Origin of the sequence: Hungatella hathewayi WAL-18680 (genome assembly GCF_000235505.1) — a bacterium.
Lineage (GTDB): Bacteria > Bacillota > Clostridia > Lachnospirales > Lachnospiraceae > Hungatella_A > Hungatella_A hathewayi_A.
Map to the genome: position 1 here is coordinate 877,591 of NZ_JH379027.1, position 19,758 is coordinate 897,348.

At 54.5% G+C, this 19,758-nt stretch carries 16 protein-coding genes; all 16 read left to right on the top strand.

The features are described 5' to 3' along the window. The first annotated feature begins 68 nt into the window (after positions 1-68). Positions 69-3,449 carry a hypothetical protein gene (locus tag HMPREF9473_RS03995; RefSeq protein ID WP_006778781.1) on the top strand — a complete coding sequence of 1,127 codons (3,381 nt, stop codon included), beginning with the start codon at positions 69-71 and terminating at the stop codon, positions 3,447-3,449. 30 nt (positions 3,450-3,479) lie between these two features. Further along, positions 3,480-4,238 carry a hypothetical protein gene (locus HMPREF9473_RS04000; RefSeq protein ID WP_006778782.1) on the top strand — a complete coding sequence of 253 codons (759 nt, stop codon included), beginning with the start codon at positions 3,480-3,482 and terminating at the stop codon, positions 4,236-4,238. A 79-nt stretch (positions 4,239-4,317) separates the two neighbouring features. After that, a complete protein-coding gene (locus HMPREF9473_RS04005) occupies positions 4,318-5,025 on the top strand; it encodes a hypothetical protein (RefSeq protein WP_006778783.1) in 708 nt (235 codons plus the stop codon). A gap of 20 nt (positions 5,026-5,045) precedes the next feature. Beyond that, the gene (locus tag HMPREF9473_RS04010; RefSeq protein WP_006778784.1) at positions 5,046-6,191 is read left to right on the top strand and encodes a phage late control D family protein; all 1,146 of its coding nucleotides are present in this window, start codon (positions 5,046-5,048) and stop codon (positions 6,189-6,191) included. Then, entirely contained in the window at positions 6,191-7,000 is an 810-nt protein-coding gene (locus HMPREF9473_RS04015) for a phage baseplate assembly protein V (protein WP_006778785.1), read from the top strand. Before HMPREF9473_RS04010 ends, HMPREF9473_RS04015 begins: the two co-directional genes overlap by 1 nt. Positions 7,001-7,052: 52 nt before the next feature. Further along, a complete protein-coding gene (locus HMPREF9473_RS04020) occupies positions 7,053-7,481 on the top strand; it encodes a GPW/gp25 family protein (protein WP_006778786.1) in 429 nt (142 codons plus the stop codon). Further along, positions 7,462-10,401, top strand: coding sequence for a hypothetical protein (locus tag HMPREF9473_RS04025; RefSeq protein ID WP_006778787.1), 2,940 nt, complete (start codon positions 7,462-7,464; stop codon positions 10,399-10,401). The genes HMPREF9473_RS04020 and HMPREF9473_RS04025 overlap by 20 nt, the downstream gene beginning before the upstream one ends. After that, complete coding sequence (locus HMPREF9473_RS04030; RefSeq protein ID WP_006778788.1) at positions 10,398-12,464, top strand: baseplate J/gp47 family protein; 2,067 nt, start codon at positions 10,398-10,400, stop codon at positions 12,462-12,464. Before HMPREF9473_RS04025 ends, HMPREF9473_RS04030 begins: the two co-directional genes overlap by 4 nt. Before the next feature lie 61 nt (positions 12,465-12,525). Beyond that, complete coding sequence (locus HMPREF9473_RS04035) at positions 12,526-13,578, top strand: phage tail protein (RefSeq protein WP_006778789.1); 1,053 nt, start codon at positions 12,526-12,528, stop codon at positions 13,576-13,578. A 6-nt stretch (positions 13,579-13,584) separates the two neighbouring features. Then, positions 13,585-13,884, top strand: coding sequence for an STAS domain-containing protein (locus tag HMPREF9473_RS04040; protein WP_006778790.1), 300 nt, complete (start codon positions 13,585-13,587; stop codon positions 13,882-13,884). A gap of 11 nt (positions 13,885-13,895) precedes the next feature. Beyond that, a complete protein-coding gene (locus HMPREF9473_RS04045; RefSeq protein ID WP_006778791.1) occupies positions 13,896-14,384 on the top strand; it encodes an ATP-binding protein in 489 nt (162 codons plus the stop codon). Continuing rightward, positions 14,324-14,704, top strand: a complete 381-nt coding sequence (locus HMPREF9473_RS04050; RefSeq protein ID WP_138669878.1) for an eCIS core domain-containing protein — start codon at positions 14,324-14,326, stop codon at positions 14,702-14,704. Before HMPREF9473_RS04045 ends, HMPREF9473_RS04050 begins: the two co-directional genes overlap by 61 nt. Before the next feature lie 75 nt (positions 14,705-14,779). Beyond that, a complete protein-coding gene (locus tag HMPREF9473_RS25960) occupies positions 14,780-16,948 on the top strand; it encodes a SpoIIE family protein phosphatase (RefSeq protein WP_006778793.1) in 2,169 nt (722 codons plus the stop codon). Next, positions 16,945-17,871 (top strand): DUF2156 domain-containing protein, encoded by a 927-nt coding sequence (locus HMPREF9473_RS04060; protein WP_006778794.1) that lies wholly within the window; start codon positions 16,945-16,947, stop codon positions 17,869-17,871. The genes HMPREF9473_RS25960 and HMPREF9473_RS04060 overlap by 4 nt, the downstream gene beginning before the upstream one ends. After that, positions 17,864-18,784 carry a DMT family transporter gene (locus tag HMPREF9473_RS04065; RefSeq protein WP_006778795.1) on the top strand — a complete coding sequence of 307 codons (921 nt, stop codon included), beginning with the start codon at positions 17,864-17,866 and terminating at the stop codon, positions 18,782-18,784. The genes HMPREF9473_RS04060 and HMPREF9473_RS04065 overlap by 8 nt, the downstream gene beginning before the upstream one ends. Continuing rightward, positions 18,781-19,752 (top strand): ATP-binding protein, encoded by a 972-nt coding sequence (locus tag HMPREF9473_RS04070; RefSeq protein ID WP_006778796.1) that lies wholly within the window; start codon positions 18,781-18,783, stop codon positions 19,750-19,752. The genes HMPREF9473_RS04065 and HMPREF9473_RS04070 overlap by 4 nt, the downstream gene beginning before the upstream one ends. The last annotated feature ends 6 nt before the right edge of the window (positions 19,753-19,758 follow it).

Genomic DNA, 19,758 nt, shown 5'->3' on the forward strand with positions numbered 1-19,758 from the left:
GCACGAAATAGATTAGAAGAAGTGTAGAAACAAATTTGAAAAATATGTGGAAGGAGGGGACATTCTTTATGTTGACGATGAGAGAGCCGTTGGAGCTTAAGACAGCCAGAACCGTAGCGTTTTTGTCCCCTGCCTTTCAGGAGAAGATAGAGGCAAATTATGATACGGCGGCCAATTCGGTAAACAGGGAGGAACTGCTGCATGTTATGATGCAGGCGCCCCAGATTCAGATACAGGAGGGCGGCAGATTCCAGATAACACAGTCCCAGACGGACAATCGGAGGAGTGTGACAATCTGGACGGTAAATCAGATTTTAAACAGGCTTCTGTTGTGGAATGAAAATCATTTCACCTATCAGGACCAGGTTTATATAGAGAGACAGTTGAGGCGGATGGGCATCCGGGAGGTGTCCTCGTTCTTAAAACAGGTGCGGGAAGTCTGTGGTGACTGCCAGGAGATACACCGGCTGACAAATCAATATGAGAGTATTGGCAGGGTCTTCCGGGAAGCCGGGGTAAGCCTTGGAAAACTGCGGACGGTGACGGCGCAGGGGGAGAAGGAGACGGGAGCGGATGAGCAGACGGTTCCGCTGTACCGCGAAATCTACCGCCGGCTGGATACCCGGAGGATTTATAGGGAACTTCGCTGTTTTCATCAAAACCAGTTCGGCGGAAGCCAGGTGGATGAGACCTGCCGGTTTGCGGAATATGAGAGGACAGAGCTGGAACTGGCATGTTCAGAAGCGGGAACTGCGGCAATGGAGCGGTTGCAGGGAATCCCGGAGCGTGTCAATCCCTACGAACTGTCGGAGCAAACGGCTGGCGGCGGAACCGGTGGAAATGCTGTGGAGCAGATGAAGAGCCGGATGGTCAGCGCTGTGTTTCTGAATCTGGCGGAGCAGACCTACGCACAGCGGCTGGAAATGCAGGCGGATATCCGGCGTGAGTGGACCGACTTTCGGTTTGCGTTCCGGGAGACGGTGGCAAACACGTTGAAACGGTTTGAGAACTATCACCGGGAAGGACGGCGTCTGGTAGAGCGGGTGAAGAGTTATCAGCGGGAGATACGGGCGCTGCGGCGGGAGGAGGAGATGTTTCTTACCCGGCTGGAGAGTCTGGTGGACAGCAGTAAACGTTCTGAAGACGGAACAGAGAATGTTCGGGAGACACTTCTGAAATCCATGGAGCTTTTGCTGGATGTGAGAGCTGGCGGGGAATCCGGTGCTGGGATAAGCGGGAAGGAACCGGCAAATCATCAGGAGAGCGGGACGGAGTTTCCTGCGTTGGTTGAAAGGCGTCTTGTGGACGAGGTGTCTGCTGGCGTGCATGAGCCGGCGGCAGTCCGGGAGACGCCAGAGAGCGGAATCTGGGAAAATGGAGCGGTTATCAAAGAATTGACTGCGGCGCAAGGGCAGGAGGAAAAAATGGCATCGGAGAGTCCGGTGGAACTGACGTTTCTCCGGGAGGAGAAGGGCGTTGAGGACCATTGGGAGGCAGCCGGGATACCGGCGGAGCCGGGCGCCGATTCTTCGGTACAGGCTGCGCGAATAGAAGAATCACCGGTAGAATTGCCGGGGCAGATTGCGGCAGTGATAGAGCGGGTGGAGCGGATTGCCAGAAGATGGAAAAACATGACGGTTTTTCGCCCTATTTGGGAAGCCGGGATGGATGGAGATATAAAAGAAGTGCGGACGCAGGCATGGAGAGAGAATCCACCATCAGGAAATCAATTCCTGCAGGCGAAGGCAAAAGAAGAGTCTTCGGAATCAACCCCTATCCCGGCTGTGGATATGAAACTGCTGGAGGATAATCCGAGACTGGTTGGAGAGAAATCCGCCGCTGAAACTCCGGAGCAGGAGCAGGCGCACCAAACATTGGAATCACAGATGGCGCAGCTGGCCCGTGAGGTGATGGACAGGAAGGAACAGCAAAAGATTCTGCTGGAACGGCAGAAGGAGAAACAGCCTTCCGGGATCTCCATGGCTTTGCGGACCGGAGAGACAAAAAATGCTGGGGAAGTATTCGGAACCCGTCATGGAGAGACGCTCTTCCAGGGGGAAGATGGAAGAAACCGGGAAAACGCAGACCGGACGCAGCCGGAGGCATTGGCGGAGCCAGGAAAGATGGTCACTCCTCTGGAACTGGAACTGGCCAAAGCTGCGGCACAGAACGAAGACATGTTCCCACAGGAGATGTGGGAGAGGGATGGGAAAGCCCGTGAAATAGAAAAATATATCCGGAAAATCATGGGACCGGCAGTGCCGGAACCCCTGGGATATTCTCAAAAGCAGCTGTTAAAAACAGTAGAAACCGCAGGAGCAGCAGGAACAGTAAAGATAGTGGGATTGGCCGGGGATACGTTAAAGCGGCCGGACCACTTGGAACATCAGAGTCCTCCGGTGGGCGGCATTCCGGAGAAAATCCAGGCTACATTCGATAAAATCGGAGCGCAGACAGCGTTGGGATATCAGGAAGTGACGGAAAAACAGCTGTTAAAAACGGTGGAATCCCAAACGGAGCGGATAGACCTGAAGCTTGCCCGGGATGGAGCGGGGAGTGTGGACATTTCCAACCAGGAGCCATCACGGACGATAGAGCATGAGCAGGAAATCAAGCAGTATTTAGATAAAATCAATGAGCAGAATGTGAGAAGATACCGGGAACTATCGGAAAAGTCGATAAAAAGACCCACTGGGCCGGTGAAAAAGATGCCGGATATGGAGCGGATGCGCAGGGAGGCCAAGCTGGCCCTGACGGATCCGGAAAAAATGATATCGGGGTTCTATCTGTCCCAGTCATCCAGGGAGGAGCCTGGGGATGAGAAGGATAGGGAACGGCAGCGTCTGGAAGTGATTTTGAGGCAGGCGGATGATACCACCAGATATATTTATGAGCAGATATGGAATTACGGGGAAGGAAACGGCGCGGGCCAGGCGGCGTCCTCCGTAAGGCCGGTGACGCCGATTCAGCTGGTCACGGATATCAACAGAGTGATGGAGGAGAAACAGAGCCGGATGCTTCTCACCAACCGGGAATATGGGGAGGAGCCGGAGGCTTCGGCCTTTGTAATGGGGGCTGTGGCAGACAGGGCTGCGATGATGCAGCTGCCTGGGAACACGGCAAAGGGCGGGGAGACATTGGAGGTCCCGGCGGCTTCCATGATTTACAAACAGACGCCCCCGCCAGTGAATGAAGAATTGTTAGAACAGCTGGTCCAAAAGCAGGAAGTCCAGGTGAAGAAAGAAGTTACGACCTCCGTCAGTGAGTCGGTCATCCGGCAGCAGGCGGAGGTGGTAAAGCAGGCGGAAACCATGAAAAACCACTCGGCCCAGGAGCTTCAGGAGCTGATAGAGAAAGGGATAACCAGGCAGATGGGGACCATTTCCGAGAAGGTGTATCACAGGCTGGAGAAACGGCTGGAACATGAGAGAGCCAGGCGCGGCCGGTAAATTTCGGAGAATGAGAAGGAGGGAGCAGCTATGAGTGTCGGAAATGATTTGCTCAACAGCGTGATTGGCAGCACGGAATCAGCAGTCATCAAGATTCATGATTACCGGAACGCGGCGGCGGTTCCAACGGTTCCGAACCGGAATGCCCTTGGCTTAAACGACATCAATTCTATCCTGGAGTCGGGAAATCCGGTGCCATCCACGGCGCTTGCGGAGGAGGCGAAGCTGTTTACCGTGCAGTTTAATCCATCGGAGATGACTTTGTCCGCCAAGGGCGAACAGGTGAAAAAACAGTCATCCGAGCAGAAGGCGGGAGAGCCTGTGACGGCGGTGAGTTACACGGTGGAGCCGCCGACGGTGACGTTCTCTGTGAAACTGATATTTGACCATGTGATGAACCAGGATGCATTTCTGGCGGATAAGATTATTCCGACGGCCGCCATGGCTGCCGGAAATGTGATGAAATTGACGCCGAAGGTTTATTCGGTGCGGCCGGAAATTGAAGGGCTGCTGGCGGTTTTACAGAACCGTTATACCAGACTTATCACCTTTCAATGGGGGGACTTTTCATTTACCGGTTCGCTGGAAAACGTGGATGCGGAGTATACCATGTTCTCCATATCCGGGCGGCCAATTCGTGGAACGGTGTCGCTGGATATCTCCCAGAGCTGTGCCTATGAGACCATGGTCCGCTGGCAGAATGATTATAAAAAGGCATTTGGAAGCGGAGTGGCAGACTTGACGACTACCTCCCAGAAGCTGGGCAGCATTTTGAATCTGCCGGTGTGACGGGGCTGAAGAAAGCTGACCAAGTGAAAACCGGTCAGGTGAGAGGCAGATTAGATGAAAGACAAAAGGAGGAGCAGTTATGGCGATGGAAATACCGGCGAAAGCGCTGCTGGTAATCAAGGGGACGCCCAGCCGGGCCACGGTGCCCGGGGCGAAAAATATACAGGCGATGCAGAAGGTTCTGTCGGGACTTCCGGTGACGGTGGACTGTGCGCAGAGTGAAATCATGCGCGTCCAGTATAATCCATCTTCCCTGTCCATCCGGGCCCATGCCCAGAGTATCAAGGTCAATTCCATGCAGAAACCGGGGGAAACCGCAGGAGTGAGGCAGGAGGAGGAGCCTCCATCCATTGAGCTTTCGGTCAAGCTGGTGTTCACCGCGGTGAATTCCAAAGACGCTTTTATGGCAGATAAATTCCGGCTTTCAGCAGGTGACGCGGTGTCGGATGGCGTTGCCATTGCCAAGGCCGTCAATGGCGGTTACACGGTTCGCCCACAGATTGACGGACTGATGGGAGTGATTATGGATATGGATACGAGAGGGGTGGCATTTGTCTGGCAGGACATGGTGTTTGAAGGCCAGGTGAGCAGTCTTAGAAGTTCTTATAATATGTTCAATATGTCAGGGAATCCCATCAGTGGTTCCATTGATATGAGTATTACCCAGAATATCAGCGAGGCGTCCGTCACCGCCTGGGACAAGGCGCTGGATAAGTGCTTTACCTCAGGGATGGCAGGGAAGAATCCACTGGAGAAGGCCGGCAATCTGATAAATCTTAATCTCTGACGGCAGAAAGGATGGGCGGCATGACATCGGGAATTTCATACAAAAGTCTGGCTCAGAAATACGGTGATTTCGGTTTCCCGGTTGCGGAGTTTACGATAAAGGGAAAGACATTTTCAAAAAATAAAGAAGGGTTTCTCATCGAGAATCTGGAGATTGAGCTGGTCTGCGGCTTTGAGGCATCCGTGGCGGAATTTTATATTTATCACTGTTTTGACCAGGCTGCGGGTCAGTTTCTGGCGGACAAACTCTCCAATTACGTGGAGCTGGGAGCGGAGATTTTCATCAGTATCGGTTATCTGAGGGAGCTGACGGAGGTGTTTCGCGGAGCTGTGGTGGGAATGGAGTATGGCTATGAGAACGGAGACCTTCCGTTCGTCAAGGTGACAGCCATGGATATCAAAGGAGTCATGATGGCAAACTGCTATTCCATGCAGTTGAAATCCAGGTCCTACGGGGAGGCGGTGCGGGAGATTTTGAGCAAGCCGGCCTACACGAAGCTGGCCTCGGATTTAAAGGTGAGTGATACTCCGGATAAAAAGCAAAAGGACGACAAAGCGTCCTCCTACACGGTGGAAATGACGGCGGAGAGCGATTATGAATTTGTGGTGAAGGCGGCCAAGCGGTTTCACTATGAATTTTATGTGGAGCGGGGGACGGTCTATTTCCGGAAGGCAAAAAGCAGAACGGAAATTCTGACGGAGCTTGGAATTGGTCAGGGATTGGTTTCCTTCCACATTGGTTACAGTCTGACCGGGCTGGTGGAGACGGTGGAGGCCCGCTCTGTGGATGTAGGCACCGGGAAAATGATGAGCGCTTCGGGGAAACGGGATGGAAAACTCTCCCCCGGAAACCAGGCGGTCAAGCTGCTGAAAAAGAGCCGGATGGTATATCTGGACGCTTCCGCGGTTTCCCAGGAGCAGCTGAATGCGAGAAGTGAATATCTGCTGGAAACGATGGGGTATCGGTTTGGGGAGCTTCAGTGTGAGTGTGTGGGAATTCCGGATTTAATGCCTGGGCGTTTTATCCGGGTGACCGGGCTTGGCGAGGTAGTGTCGAATCGGTTTTATATTACGAAGGTGGTTCACCGGTTTGGGGAGCAGGGGTACGGCACGACGCTGACCGGCTCCATCGACCGGCTGGAAGAATCACTGCCAGGAGGATTTTGATGAGTTTATATGACGTGATGGATGGAATGACAGAGAGAAACGTTACAAAGAGTGTTACCGGGGATAACCGTATGTTTGGAGTGGCTGTGGGACGTGTGACAAAAAATTATAACAAGGATGCTCCGGGCCGGGTCTGTGTGGAGATTTTGGACAGGGACCATGAGGCCAATGAGCTTTTGTGGGTCAGGGTAGCGATGCCCTACGCTGGAAAAAAATCGGGAAGCTATTCCATGCCGGAAGTGGGAGACCTGGTGATAGTTATATTTTTAGATGGAAATTTTGATTCTCCAATTGTGTATGCCGCTGTTTTTCCTGATGGAAGCTCCACGGTAAGCCGCTATGCAGATGAGGACAACCAGTATAAGGCGCTGATTGATTCCTGTCATGGAAATAGAATCGTCGTTGAGGACAACAAAGAGGGGGACGGGGACAAGGATAAGGTTACTATTGAGACAGCCAAAAAGAAGCACCTGTTTCTTATGGACAACGAAAATATGAAAGTGGTCATGCAGGACCAGAATGGGAAAAACCGGTATGAAATGCGGACAGAAGACGGGCGGACAGAAATTGTGGCGGAGAAAGAACTGGTGATACTGGTAGGGGATGACATTTCCATGAAGATGGGAAATGGACGGATTACGGTGAAGGCGAAGGAAGTTGTGTTTGAGACTAGCGGCCAGATGAAGTTACAGTCAAATGGAACGCTGTCGGGAAAAGGCGCCCAGGTGATGATGGAAGGGGATTCCATGGTGAAGCTGGAGAGCAGCGGGATACTTAAGATTGCCGGGACACCGGTGAAGGTAGGTTAGGAAGTGACAGGCTGGGAAGAGAAGGACTGGAAGGCCGGACAGGAGGAGAACAATGGCGGACAGGAATTATCTGGGGACGGGGATACGGTTTCCCGTCCAAGCGGATGCGGGTACCGGGCGGTTTGCTATGGCATCCGCGGAGGAGAGTGTGAGGGAATCGGTTTATATCATCTTGATGACGGCCAGAGGAGAGCGGTGGATGGAGCCGGGATTTGGCAGCAATATGAATTCCTACACCTTTATGGATACGTCGGCTACCATGCTCAACCTGATGAGGAGTGATTTGATGACGCAGATTCTCAAGCAGGAGCCGCGGATATCGGATGTGGAGATTACCTTTGACCAGTCAGGGCAGGAAGGATGTCTGCTGGTCAATGTGGAGTATACCATCAGCGCCCATCACACCAGAGACAGTCTGGTCTTTCCATTTTATTTGCAGGCAGTGAGGGAGGGGACGGCAGATGGACCTGTTGAGGACTGAGGAAGAATTGAAGCAGCAGATAGGAGAGCTGGCGAGAGTCTACACCCCGGAGTGGGAGTTCTCCGAGGAGAATCCGGATGCCGGTTCCGTGATTGCCCTGATTTTTGCCGAACAGATGGGAAAACGGCTGGAAGTGATGGATGGGGTTTTGGAGCGGTACCGGTTCAGCCTGGCGAATATGCTGGGACTGACGCTGCGGCCGGCGGTACCGGCGGAGGGCGTGATTGCCATGGAGGTGGTCCGCGGTGTGGATGACAGCGTGCCCGTCCCGGCGGGGTCCAAATTCCTGGCCAGTGGAAATGATGAGCGGCTGATTGTCTTTGAAACGAAGGAAGCTCTCAGCGTTTCCCCGGCCAGCCTCACAGAGATTGTGGGGATTGAGAAGGCTTCGGGAAAGGTGATTCCCTGGAGAGGGGATTGGAAACCGGTGGATATTCTGGGCGTCAGCCCGGATATGGGAGATGCCAGACAGGAGGGAATCTGGTTTCAGGGGCTGCTGCTCTGTTTTCAGAATTTTAGTAACCGGCCGGGGGAGACGCTGCACCTGAAAACCGGTATCAAAGAACTTGCCGGGGATATGGAATCCTATGAGTTTCAATTTTATACGGACGGCGGTTTTTTGAAATGCGTCCCTTCCGGTGTGTGCGGTGACACCGTGGAATTTCAGCAGGAGATTCCGTGGAGGGAGCTGGAGTATGAGGGAAAGGTGTATCGGGTCATTCTGATAAGACGGCTGTGTCCTGCTGACCGGGCGGTCATTGCACAGGGAATCGGCCTTGCCGCCGCCGGGACAGTGGAGCCGGCGGAGTTTAGAAGCTGTGGGGAAGAGGAACTGACGGGGGAGCGTTTCTATCCATTTGGAGAGCGCATCAACCTGTATGAGGAATTTTATATTGGAAGCAGCAGCCAGTTTGGGCGTGCCGGCGCCAGAATCACGGTCAGTTTCCGGCTGTCCTATGAGGAGCGTGATTATTCCTACGGCGGTGTGGAGGAGAATTTTGAGTTAAAACCTATAAGAAAGAAACCGAGGGGGGAATGGAAGCAGACCCAGTACCGGTGCGCTGTGGATGCGGTGGCGCTGGAATATTACAACGGAATCGGATGGAAAAGTCTGTCCTGCGGCTGTGATATCAGGAATCTGTTTAACGGGACAGCCCAGGGGGAGCTGTGCTTCACCTTTCTCTGCCCGGAGGACTGGGAGGATACGTCGGCCGGCGGGTACGAGGGAAAGCTCCTGCGTTTTAAAATCACGCGGGCAGGAGACTGCTATATGCTTCCCTGCCGCCACAAACTTCCGGTGGTATCAGGACTGAATATCAGAAGCTCCTATGAGGGAATCTGGCGGGAGCCGGACAGAGTCTTTGTCTACGGAGGGGCCGGGAGTCCGGCGGCGGAAGGGACGGCGGTCCTTGATTCTACAGGGCGGCTGGAAGCATTTTCCCCGCTGCCCTGGAAGGGGGACTGCCTGTATCTGGGGTTTGACAAAAAATTCACGGATGGGCCTGTCAGCTTCTTTTTAAAGCTCCGTGAGGATAGTGGGGGGACGGGACTGGAGCCGGTCTACTCCTACTCCACAAGAAATGGTTTTAAGCAGCTGGAGTTCATTGACAATACGGAGCGCCTGACTTCGTCGGGCACGGTACTGTTCATGCCGCCTGACGATATGGCGGCGGTGGAGGTGGCCGGGAAGACGGCGTTCTGGCTGAGAATTGAGGATGGAAAAGAGCGGTACCCGGCGGGCGGTTTGTACCCCTTTGTGATAGAAGATATGATCTGGAACGCGGTGGCGGTCCGGAATATAGAGACCCGGACGGAGGAGGATTATTATCTCGACACGCCGGGAGCGGATATGGAATTTGCCCTGGGAAACGGCTCCATTCTGCGGGCGGAGGTCTTTGTGAATGAGAGGGACGTTCTGTCGCCCGCTTCCATGAAGAGACTGCTTGACGACTGTCCGGAGGATGTCCGGGTGGAGTATGACTCTCTGGGGGAAATCCGGGAGTTTTTTGTCAGGTGGAAGGAGATTGACGATTTCTGCCACTCCAAAGCGGAGGACCGCCATTACGTGATAGACCGGGTGAACCATCTTCTGAAGTTTGGAAATGGGATTCATGGGAAGATACCGGGGGTGAAAAACGGAACGGCATTTACCGTGTCCGTCCTTGGATGTGACGGCGAGGAGGGCAATGTTCCTGCCGGAGCGGTTACATCGTCGTCCAATTTGATGTTTCTGGAAGACATCCGGAATCCGGTGGGAATGCGGGGCGGCAGTAATATGGAAGATTTGGAGCATGCCTGCAAGCGGGGGACGGCGGTCTTAAACGGCAGAGGCCGCCTGGTGAGCCGGCAGGATTATATCCGGGAGGTATTGGGATATTCCAATCATATCGACAAGGCGGCGTGCATCATAGAGAGCGGGCCTGTCAGCCGTATCAGCATTGTACTGCTTATGAAGGATTACAGGCAGGGCTCCGGTTCTTTTTATCAGCTGCAGCGGGAATTGAAGCGCTGGTTACAGGGGCGCTGTGAAATCGGGGCGGCAGAGGACAGTCTGGTGATTCGGGAACCCATATTTGTAAAAATTAACACGGAAATATGGGTGGAGCTGTGGCGCGCGGAGTCTGCTTTTGAGATACAGGAGCGGATACAGGCCGCGGTGGAGCAGTTTTTAGAGCCGGCGGCTTCCGGAACCCGAAGCGGGTGGGAGATAGGCGTTCTGCCCCAGGAAGGACAAATCCTCCGCATGCTGCAATCCCTGCATTTTGACGGGAAGCTGCTTCATCTGCTGGCCAGCGCCCAGTATCCGGGAGAAGGGGAGAAGGAGCTGTCGGCTGTCCGGGAAAATCCCTTTGTGATTGGTATCAACGGAACACACCGGATTCATGTATCACTTCCGGGTGGGAAGGGAGGTAGACGATGATAGGAAGACCCAGTGAGGAGGTTACCTCCTACGAGGAAGTTATAGAGGCGGCCATGGCCAAAATTCCCCTGCTCAGCCAGGAGTGGACCAATTATAATGTCTCGGACCCGGGCGTCACTATTCTCCAGAATTTTTCCGCTTTCCATGTGATTCAGGAGAACAGTATCCGGGAAATCACGGAGATGGTGCGGCGGAATCTGTTAAAGCTGATGGGATTCACCACCGGTGTCAACAGACCGGGCCATGTGTTTCTGATTCCGGCTCCCGGAACCCAGCCCTGTTATCTGCCCATGCATCAGCGGCTGGCGGCCGGCGGGACCTGTTTTGAGACAGTGAGGGAAGAATCCGCGGGACAGGGAGGTCTGGCCAGCGTATGGCTGGAGGAGAATGGACATAAAAAAGAGGTGACCTATCTTCTCAAATCGGAGGCGATTGGCTCGGTCCGGGCTTTTGGCTCCGAAAACGGCGGGGATGCGGCTGTGGGAAATGGAATCTGGCTGGTATTTGAGTATCTGCCGGAGCCGGGGGAGCAGCTGGCTCTGTATTTTCATGTGGAAGAGGGGAAACGAAATCCTTTTGACCGGGAGCACATCCCGGAATTTGCCAGATTGTCCTGGCAGTGCTTTAACGGGGATGGCTGGATGCCTGTGGAGACGGTGGATGAGACGGCCTGTTTCCTGACGGGCGGCCGTGTGATCATCACCGTTCCAAGAGGGGCAAGACGGTTTCGTGATGGAGCGGTGGACGGTTATGTGGTTCGTTGCCGTCTTCTGAAAAGCAGCTATGACTGCCCACCGGTGATTCGCGCGGTCTATGACGGAGTGATGGAGGTGGAGCAGAGAAAGACACTTGCTGCCATGTTCCGATTTACAGGAGACCGGGCTGTGATTCCCAGCGCGATAGCGGCGGACGGAGCCATGGAGGTCTTCGTGCAGGATGCGGAGCATGGAAGCTACCGACGTTATGAGCGGGGGGAAGACGGAACATGTGGCCGTTTTTACCGGATAACGTCTGACGGGCGGGGAAATCCGGTGATCATCATTGACCGGATATCGGCCCAGGACGGGCAGTCCGTGGTGGTGGTCTGCTGGGCGAAGGATGCGGTGAATGACCGGAATCTGGGGACTGTATACGGATATGATGACCAGATTATGGAGATCGAGAACACGGAGCAGGTTATCCCGGAGGGTTTTTGTGTCATGGCAAGGATGAGGAACCGGGACGGGACGGAGGAATACCGGTTCGCTGCTCCGGGTCTTCAGGGGGAGGAGGAGCTGGGATATGAACTCCTCTCCAGAGAGGGAAGAATCCGCATCTATCATCCGGGATACCGCCGGGAATGCCAGTTGTATCTGGCTTCCTGCGCGGTAACGGGTGGCGGCGGAGCCGAAAATGCCTTAAGGCCCGGAAGCTGTCTTCGTGGGGCGGGACTTGAATTTGTCAGCGTTTCCCCGGAGCGGGGCGGCGCGTCCTGCGAGTCGGTGGAGGAATTGGAGAAGCGTTTTACGGAAGATTTAAGCCGGCATGAGACAGGCGTGACGGCCGACGACTACGAGGCGCTGGTGCGGCAGACGCCGGGGCTGTGTATCGAGCAGGTAAAAGCGTGGATGAATGACAGGGAGAACCGGGTAGAAATTGCCGTCAAACCGGCGGGAAGCCGGAGATTTCCCGGTCTTTCGGATATCTATAAGAAGACGATCCGGAATTATCTGGAGCCCAGGCGCATGGCGGCCACGGAGATTGCCATTCTGGGACCCGAATATGTGCCGATTGCGGTGAGTGGGCGGATTCGGGGAAAGAAGAGATTTGGAGACTGCCAGGGAATCGTGAAACGGTTTCTGGAACAGCGTTTTGAGGAGCTTTCGTCGAAGGCCGGCTTTGGGGGCTCGATTGCCTTTCATGTGCTTTACCGGGAACTGGAGGAGCTGGACTGTGTGGCGGAGGTCTGTGATTTGGATGCCAGCCCCCAGAGAGAGGGAGCCGTTATCTACGGCGGGGAAATCCGGCTGGATAACCACTGTCTGGGGTACCTGGGAAATGTAAAACTGGAGATGATTTTCTGATGCAGCTCTGGTCTGGCGGACAGGATAGGGCGATTAAATAATCAAAAAGGGAGGTGGGTGCATGGCAATTCCGATAAAAAAATACGGACTTCGAAAATCCAGGCTGGCGGAAGGGATAGAGACCGGATTTACGGCCGGGGAGGACGGTGTGTATCTGACGGCCGGGGAGCAGGTTCATGTGCTGCGGCCGGAGCGGCTGGACAGCGCCATGGAAGCCTGTGCCTGGGGACGGCTGGTGATTGACGGAAATCTTCCGGCGGACAGCGTGATGACCGTCTGCGTCTACGCCTCGGATGAGGAGCGGCTGGTGCCGGAGCAATGCACCAGGACGGTGGATGCCAGGGACCTGCTGCTATACGAGCAGCGGGGGCGGTATCTGTGGCTGTGGCTGGAGATTGTGGGAGCGGGGGAGGGCGTTATCCGGGAAATACAGGTCTATACGCCCGGAGATATTTTCCTCAATACCTTTCCGGAGATTTACCGGGAGCAGGGAAGCTTTTTTCACCGGTATCTGTCCATCTTTTCCTCCCTCTATCTGGATTTCCAGCAGAAGATCGACGCCCTGCATACCCGGATTGATCTGGAGCTGGCGCCGCCTTCGGTTCTGCCCGTCCTGGTGGACTGGCTGGGCATTGAGGTGGAGGATTCCCTGCTGGGAAGTGAAGATTTGAGGAACCTGTTGAGGGAAGCTCCCTATCTCATCCGGTATAAGGGAACAAAAGGGGCGATAGAACGCCTTTCTGGCCTGCTTCTGGATGCGGAAGTGATTGTGGTGGAGCGGGGAAAGGAGCATGATTCGGACAGCCGGTTCCGGGAGGCTGCTAACCGGTTGTATGGAACCGGGGCTTTTGATATCACCATCCTGGCGATGAGGGAGTATGACGAGTCTTTGAAGAACCGCCTGCTCTGCTTGCTGGACCAGTTCAAACCGGTGCGCAGCCAGGTGAATCTGGTATTTATGAGGAGAAACAGCATTCTGGGCGGCTATTGCTATCTGGACATCAATGCCACGCTTCATGAGAGCGCGGCGGGGGTGCTGGATGGCGGCTGTGCGCTGGATGACGGAGATTTTATGAAACAGGTGAATTACAAAAAACTAGAACGAGAGGAGTGACGTGGCATGAATATTGTAACGGAAAAGGGAGACGGAGTCATCACATTGAAGGTGGAGGGACGGGTGGATACCATCACAAGCCCGATTCTCCAGGAGGCCATCTTAAACGCATTTATGAAGACAGGGAGCCTGGTGCTGGACTTTGCCCAGGTGGAATACATCAGCAGCGCGGGTCTGCGTGCCCTGCTGATTGGGGAGAAGACGGCCAAGGGAAAGGGAGGCTCCATGAAATTAATCCATGTGGCAGCGTCGGTGATGAGTGTATTTGAGGTAACCGGATTTTCAGGGATTCTACATATTGAGTGAGGAAAACGCCTATGAAGGAATTGTTGATTCAAGCGGATATGAACAACTTGGAGAAGATTGACGCGATGATAGACAGGGAGCTGGAGGGGATGGATTTGAGCCAGGAGGACCAGATAGCCCTTCACATCGCGGTGGAGGAGATTTACAGCAATATTGCGTTTTACGCCTACCCGGTGCCGCCGGGAACGGTGAAGGTGCGCCTGGAATTCGATGCCCCAAAGCGGGAGATGAAGATTCAGTTTCTGGACCGGGGAATTCCCTATGACCCGTTAAAAAAGGCGGACCCGGATATTACGCTTCCAGCGGAAGAGCGGGAGATTGGCGGCCTGGGAATTTATATGGTGAAGAACAGTATGGACCAGGTGGATTACCGGTACGAGGACGGCTGGAATGTATTTACCATGAAAAAAATGCATGGGGAAAGGCGGGGACAAGCAGGATGTATGAGATGGAGAACCGGGGCAAAAAGGCAGAGCCGAAGAAAAAAAGCCCCACCATAAAAGCGGTGCAGAAAAAGTCAGCTCCAAACATGACCGGGATACCGGATGATATGAAGACCCGTTATGAAACCATATCCGGCCTCTCCATGGATGATGTGAAGGTTCACTACAATTCCAGCAAACCGGCCACGGTCCAGGCGCTGGCCTACACCCAGGGAACCAATATCTATATGGGCGCCGGCCAGGAGCGGCATCTGGGCCACGAGCTGTGGCATGTAGTCCAGCAGAAGCAGGGCAGAGTGCAGCCCACCGGAAGCGTAAGCGGAATGCCGTTAAACGACAGCGCCTCGCTGGAGCGGGAAGCGGACTTAATGGGGTAGACAGGACGAGAGTATGTTAGACAGAAGAGAAAGATGCTTTGGAAAAGCAGCTGGAAAATATAGGGGATGATATTCATGAAAAAAGTAGTAAGACATTCCATCCGCTACAAGATAACCGCCATGGCTCTGGGCGTTTCCGTGCTGGCGGTGGTCCTTTGCGGCGCCGTGGCGGTTTTTGGCATGCGGAATATGATAAGGGAGGCGGCCACGGCCAGCCAGTCCCTGGGAGAGACGGCGGCTTATGACAGCAGGACGGCGTTGGTTGGCCAGGCGCAGGATGGACTGAAAGAACAGGTCAAACAGAAAGCGGAGTTGACGGAAGAGCGGCTGTTAAATATTGCCGGGCAGGTGGAGACGACGGCGGGATATATGAGCGGGGTTTACCAAAATCCCCAACGGTATCTTCCCAGGCCGGTGGAGAAACCTGCGATGAAAAATGCCGGGAAATGGGCGCTGCAATACAGTCTGGTGGAAGATGTGGATTATGAGGCGGTACAGGAGGAGATTGACCTGGCAGGCAATTTATACCACATGGTAGCGCCTCTGTGTGAGGGTAATGATACGGTGAGTTCCATCTATTTCTCCTCCGCCAACGGATTTATGATTTCTTATGACAAGAATTCCGACAACATGTTTGAAGGAAAAACGGCAGGCCAGCCGGCGGAGCTTTTTGTGGACCACTATGACCCCCGTGACAGGGACTGGTATCAGGAAGCGGTGGAGACAGGAAAATCGGTGTTCACGGAGACCTATCTGGACACCTTTGGACGGCTTTTAATATCCTGTGCCGCCCCGGTCTACGGCAGGGGAACCAAACCGGTGGGAGTACTGGCGATGGATATTCTGATTGAGGATATCAACCATTCGGTGGTCTCGGCCCGGGTGGGAAACCGTGGATATGTATTTCTCATGAACCATGATGGGTATGTGGTCTCCGCCCCGGATTTGGCGGTGGTAGACGGAACCTATGAATCCGTCAACCTGATGGAGCAGGAGGAAATGAAAACGCTGGCAGAGCGGATGGCGTCCGGCCAGAGCGGTCTCATATCCTTTGTAAAGGACGGGGAGGACGTGTTTGCCGCCTTCGAACCCATTGCGCCTACCGGATGGAGCATGGCCATGGTGCTTCCCCAGGAGGAAGTCATCGCCCCGGCGGTTGTGAGTTATGAAAATATTCTTGAAAATACCAGCCGGGCCAACGCGCAGATGGAGGGAATCGTCCACTCCGCTATGGTGGGAGTGTTGGCCCTCTCCGCGTTGATTCTGCTGGGGGTACTGTTCTTTGCAGAAATCCGTTCACGTAAAATCACGGAGCCAATCACTAGACTGACGAAAGAGGTGGCCGTGATTGGGCAGGGGAACTTAGACCATACGGTGGAGATGCACACCGGGGATGAGCTGGAGACGTTGGGAAATGCGTTCAACCAGATGACCAAGTCCCTGGGCGAGTACATGGAAAATCTGGCGGAGGTGACGGCGGACAGGGAGAGAATTGCCACGGAGTTAAATGTGGCGTCCACCATCCAGTCCAGCATGCTGCCCTGCATTTTCCCGGCATTTCCGGACCAGAAGGATTTTGATATCTATGCGGATATGCACCCGGCGAAAGCGGTTGGCGGAGATTTCTATGACTTTTTCAAGACGGATGAGAACCACCTGTGGGTGGTGATTGCCGACGTGTCAGGGAAGGGAGTTCCGGCGGCGCTGTTTATGGTGATTGCCAAGACGATGTTAAAAAACTATGCCGGGTTCGGCGCTTCGCCGGCGGAGGTGCTGGCGATTGTCAATGACAGGCTCTGCGAGAACAACGAGGCGGATATGTTTGTGACCGTGTTCATCGGTGTGTTTGAGATATCCAGCGGCATCTTTACCTTCAGCAATGCCGGCCACAATTATCCGCTGCTGTACCGGAAGGGCGGGGCGTTTGACTGGTTAAAGAGCAGTCCGGACTTTGTGATAGCCGGTATGGAAGGAATGAAGTTCCGGGATAACCGGGTGGCCATCAATCCGGGTGACCGTCTGTTCCTCTACACGGACGGCGTGACGGAAGCATTAAATAGGAAGGAAGAGCTCTATGGGGACGACAGACTGATTGAGACGCTCAATCGCCCTGAAACCAGGGAAATGTCCATTGACGAGCTGGTAACCTATATGAAAGCAGATTTGGCCTCCTATGCGGACGGAGCGGAGCAGGCGGATGACATCACCATGCTGGTGCTGGAAATCCGGGAGGGGGAGAAATGACGGAGCTGGTGTTTCGGGACATTTCCCTGGATGACCGCGGGGCGGTGGAGGAGATATTGAAAGAGATGGACAGCAGCTCCTGCCAGCACAGCTTCCCCAATCTCTGGTGCCTGCGGGAAAAGTACGGCACGCAGCTGTGCATCCGGGACGGGATTCTCTATATCCGTCAGACACGGCGGAGAGAGTATGGAAGGATGGCTTATTTTGCCCCTCTGGGAGCAAAGGCCGGTTATGATTCCATCAAGGCGGTGGAGCGCTGCGCCAAGGAGGAAGACACGCCATTTTACTTATTTGGAATCACGGAGGCCAGCAAAGGCCTGGTGAAGCTCTGTCTGGATGCCGGGTATCATGTGGAAGCGGACAGGGACTGGTGTGAGTATCTCTATGAGGCGGAGCGGCTGCGGCGTCTCTCCGGCAGCAGCTTGTCCCATCGGAGAAGGGATGTGTGCGCGTTCTGGCGACAGTATGAGGGCCGGGCTTTCGTGGAGGCGGTGGACGGAAACAATCTGGAGGAAGTGGTGGAGTTTCAGCACCGCTGGCAGCAGGAAAACGTGCTGCGAAACCAGGAGCCGGAACAGCTGGAGGGGGAGCACCGCTCAATTTTAAATGGGCTGGAGCATTTTGAGGAACTTGGACTGCGCGGCGTGGCGATTCGCATTGACGGTGCGATTGCGGGGTACGGCTATGGGACCTACCTGGGGCGGAATACCTTTGATATCATCGCCCAGAAGGCGGATTACCGGTACCGCAATGGGAATCAGGCTCTGTTTCAGGAGCTGGCGGTCTGCGCGCCGGAAGCTGATTATATTAATTATGAAGAAGATATCGGTCTTGCAGGTCTCAGGCATGCCAAGCTCTCCTATAAACCGGAGCGTTTGCTGCCGAAATTTTCTGCTGTGCCGGCAGGAGGTGTGTATGAATAAACTGGAAGCCAGCTTTGTGCTGCTCTCGGTCACATTTTTCTGGGGAATCCAGTATATGTTTCTGGGAAATATACCGGAAGGCATCTCCACATTTGCCTTTCTGACACTGACAAACGCCATCGGATTTATCCTGGTGGCGTCTGTTTTTTACAAAGAATTTATGCGAATCACGAGGAAGCTGGTGTGGAAGAGTTTTCTCACGGCGGTTTTACTGTTTGGATTTAATGTGCTGCTGACCATGGGTTCCCGCTCCATGGAGACTTCAACGGCTTCCTTTCTGGCGGCGGCCTATATTATCTTTATCCCGGCAGTGATGGTAGTGCTTCGGAAAAAGATATACCGGAGAAATGTGGCCGGTGTGCTGATGGCGCTCGTTGGGATATTTCTGGCAACCGGTATCGGGTTTGGAGCCGGGGGCGGAGGGATGACGGGGCTTTCCGGCGGCATCTTTTATCTGCTGGGGGCGGATATCTTTTTTGCGGTCTATATTGTGGTGCTGGAAGAACTGGCCGGCGATTTGAGCCCGGTGCTGCTGTCCATGGGACAGATGTTTTTCGGCTCGCTGTTTGGACTTTGCGGCTGGCTGGTGGTTCAGCCGGAGACCATTGTAAACCTGCCCATGGAGACCCAGTTCTGGGCCAGCGTGCTGGTGATTGCCGTGTTTATCCGTGGATTTACCACGGTGATGCAGGTCTATGCCCAGCGTTATGTGTCGGCACTGAACGCTTCTCTGATTTTTTCCATGGAGATTATCTTCACGCTGGTTTCCATGCAGTTTCTGCCGCTGCTTCTCGGGGAGGAGCGGGAGCCGCTGACGGCAGCTAAAGTCTGCGGCTGTCTCTGCATCATCGTGGGAGCGCTGGTGTCGGAGGGGGTAATCCGTATTCCATCAAGCAGGAGGAGACAGGGATGAAAGGGAAGAGAAGTAATTACATAACAAAAGAGCGGCTGGGCTGTTTTGTGGCCTGTGCCGTGGTTTATCTGTTTCTGGATATTCCGTTCCGGGCCATGGGATTTTTGAATCTGCTTCCACTTGCCGGGCCGAAAAACGCGCTTCCCATGGTGGCGGGACTTGTCTTTGGACCGGCGGGTATTTTGGGAACGGCTGTGGGAGCGCTGGTGTCCGGATGGGTGAGTGGAGCCTCGTTTCGGGCGGTGGCCAGTGAGGCGGTTTCGGTGGCGGCGGCTTCCACATTTTTCTACCGGTTCTGGTATTTAATACGGAGAGATGGAAAAACGGATTTGAAGTCAGCCGGGCATATGGTTCAATTTTTTCTGACCGGGGTGGTGGCCGGATTTTTGATGGGCGGATTGGAGGGGATTTTGCTGGCGGACAGCTATGATTCCGGTTTCCTGACGCTGTGTCTGGAGGTGGGGCTCAGTTCCTCGGCCTGGCTGCTTCTCATTGGAATGCCGGTATTTATCCTTCTGACCTCCGTCTTTGCCATCCGTCCCTGGGTTCCCGTGCATCTGTTTGCGGCCGGAGACAGGGAGGAAGCGGGAGAGCTGGTTATGGACATCGGCTCCGATGTGCAGGAACTGGCCGGCGTGGGAGATGCCGTGGCTCTCTACAACGAGCAGAAGGGAATCCCGGCCCAGCGCGGCTACGCGATTATGTCCTGCGTGGAGGAACTGAGCGTTCTCATCCAGCAGCGTCTGCCGGAGACTGGCAAAATCCATATCTGCATCCGCTCCGGCAGCAACGTGGTGGTCCGTCTGCAATACCCTGGGGAACGCTACAACCCCTTCGCCGTCCGGGTAGCCCCCGGAGGCCCCGGCGCCAATCTGGATATCCTGGGAATCCTCATGGTGCGTGAGATGGCGGTCCACGTGGGCTACCGGAGAAGGCAGGAGGAAAATGAGCTGACGATGATAGTTTAACCTTGT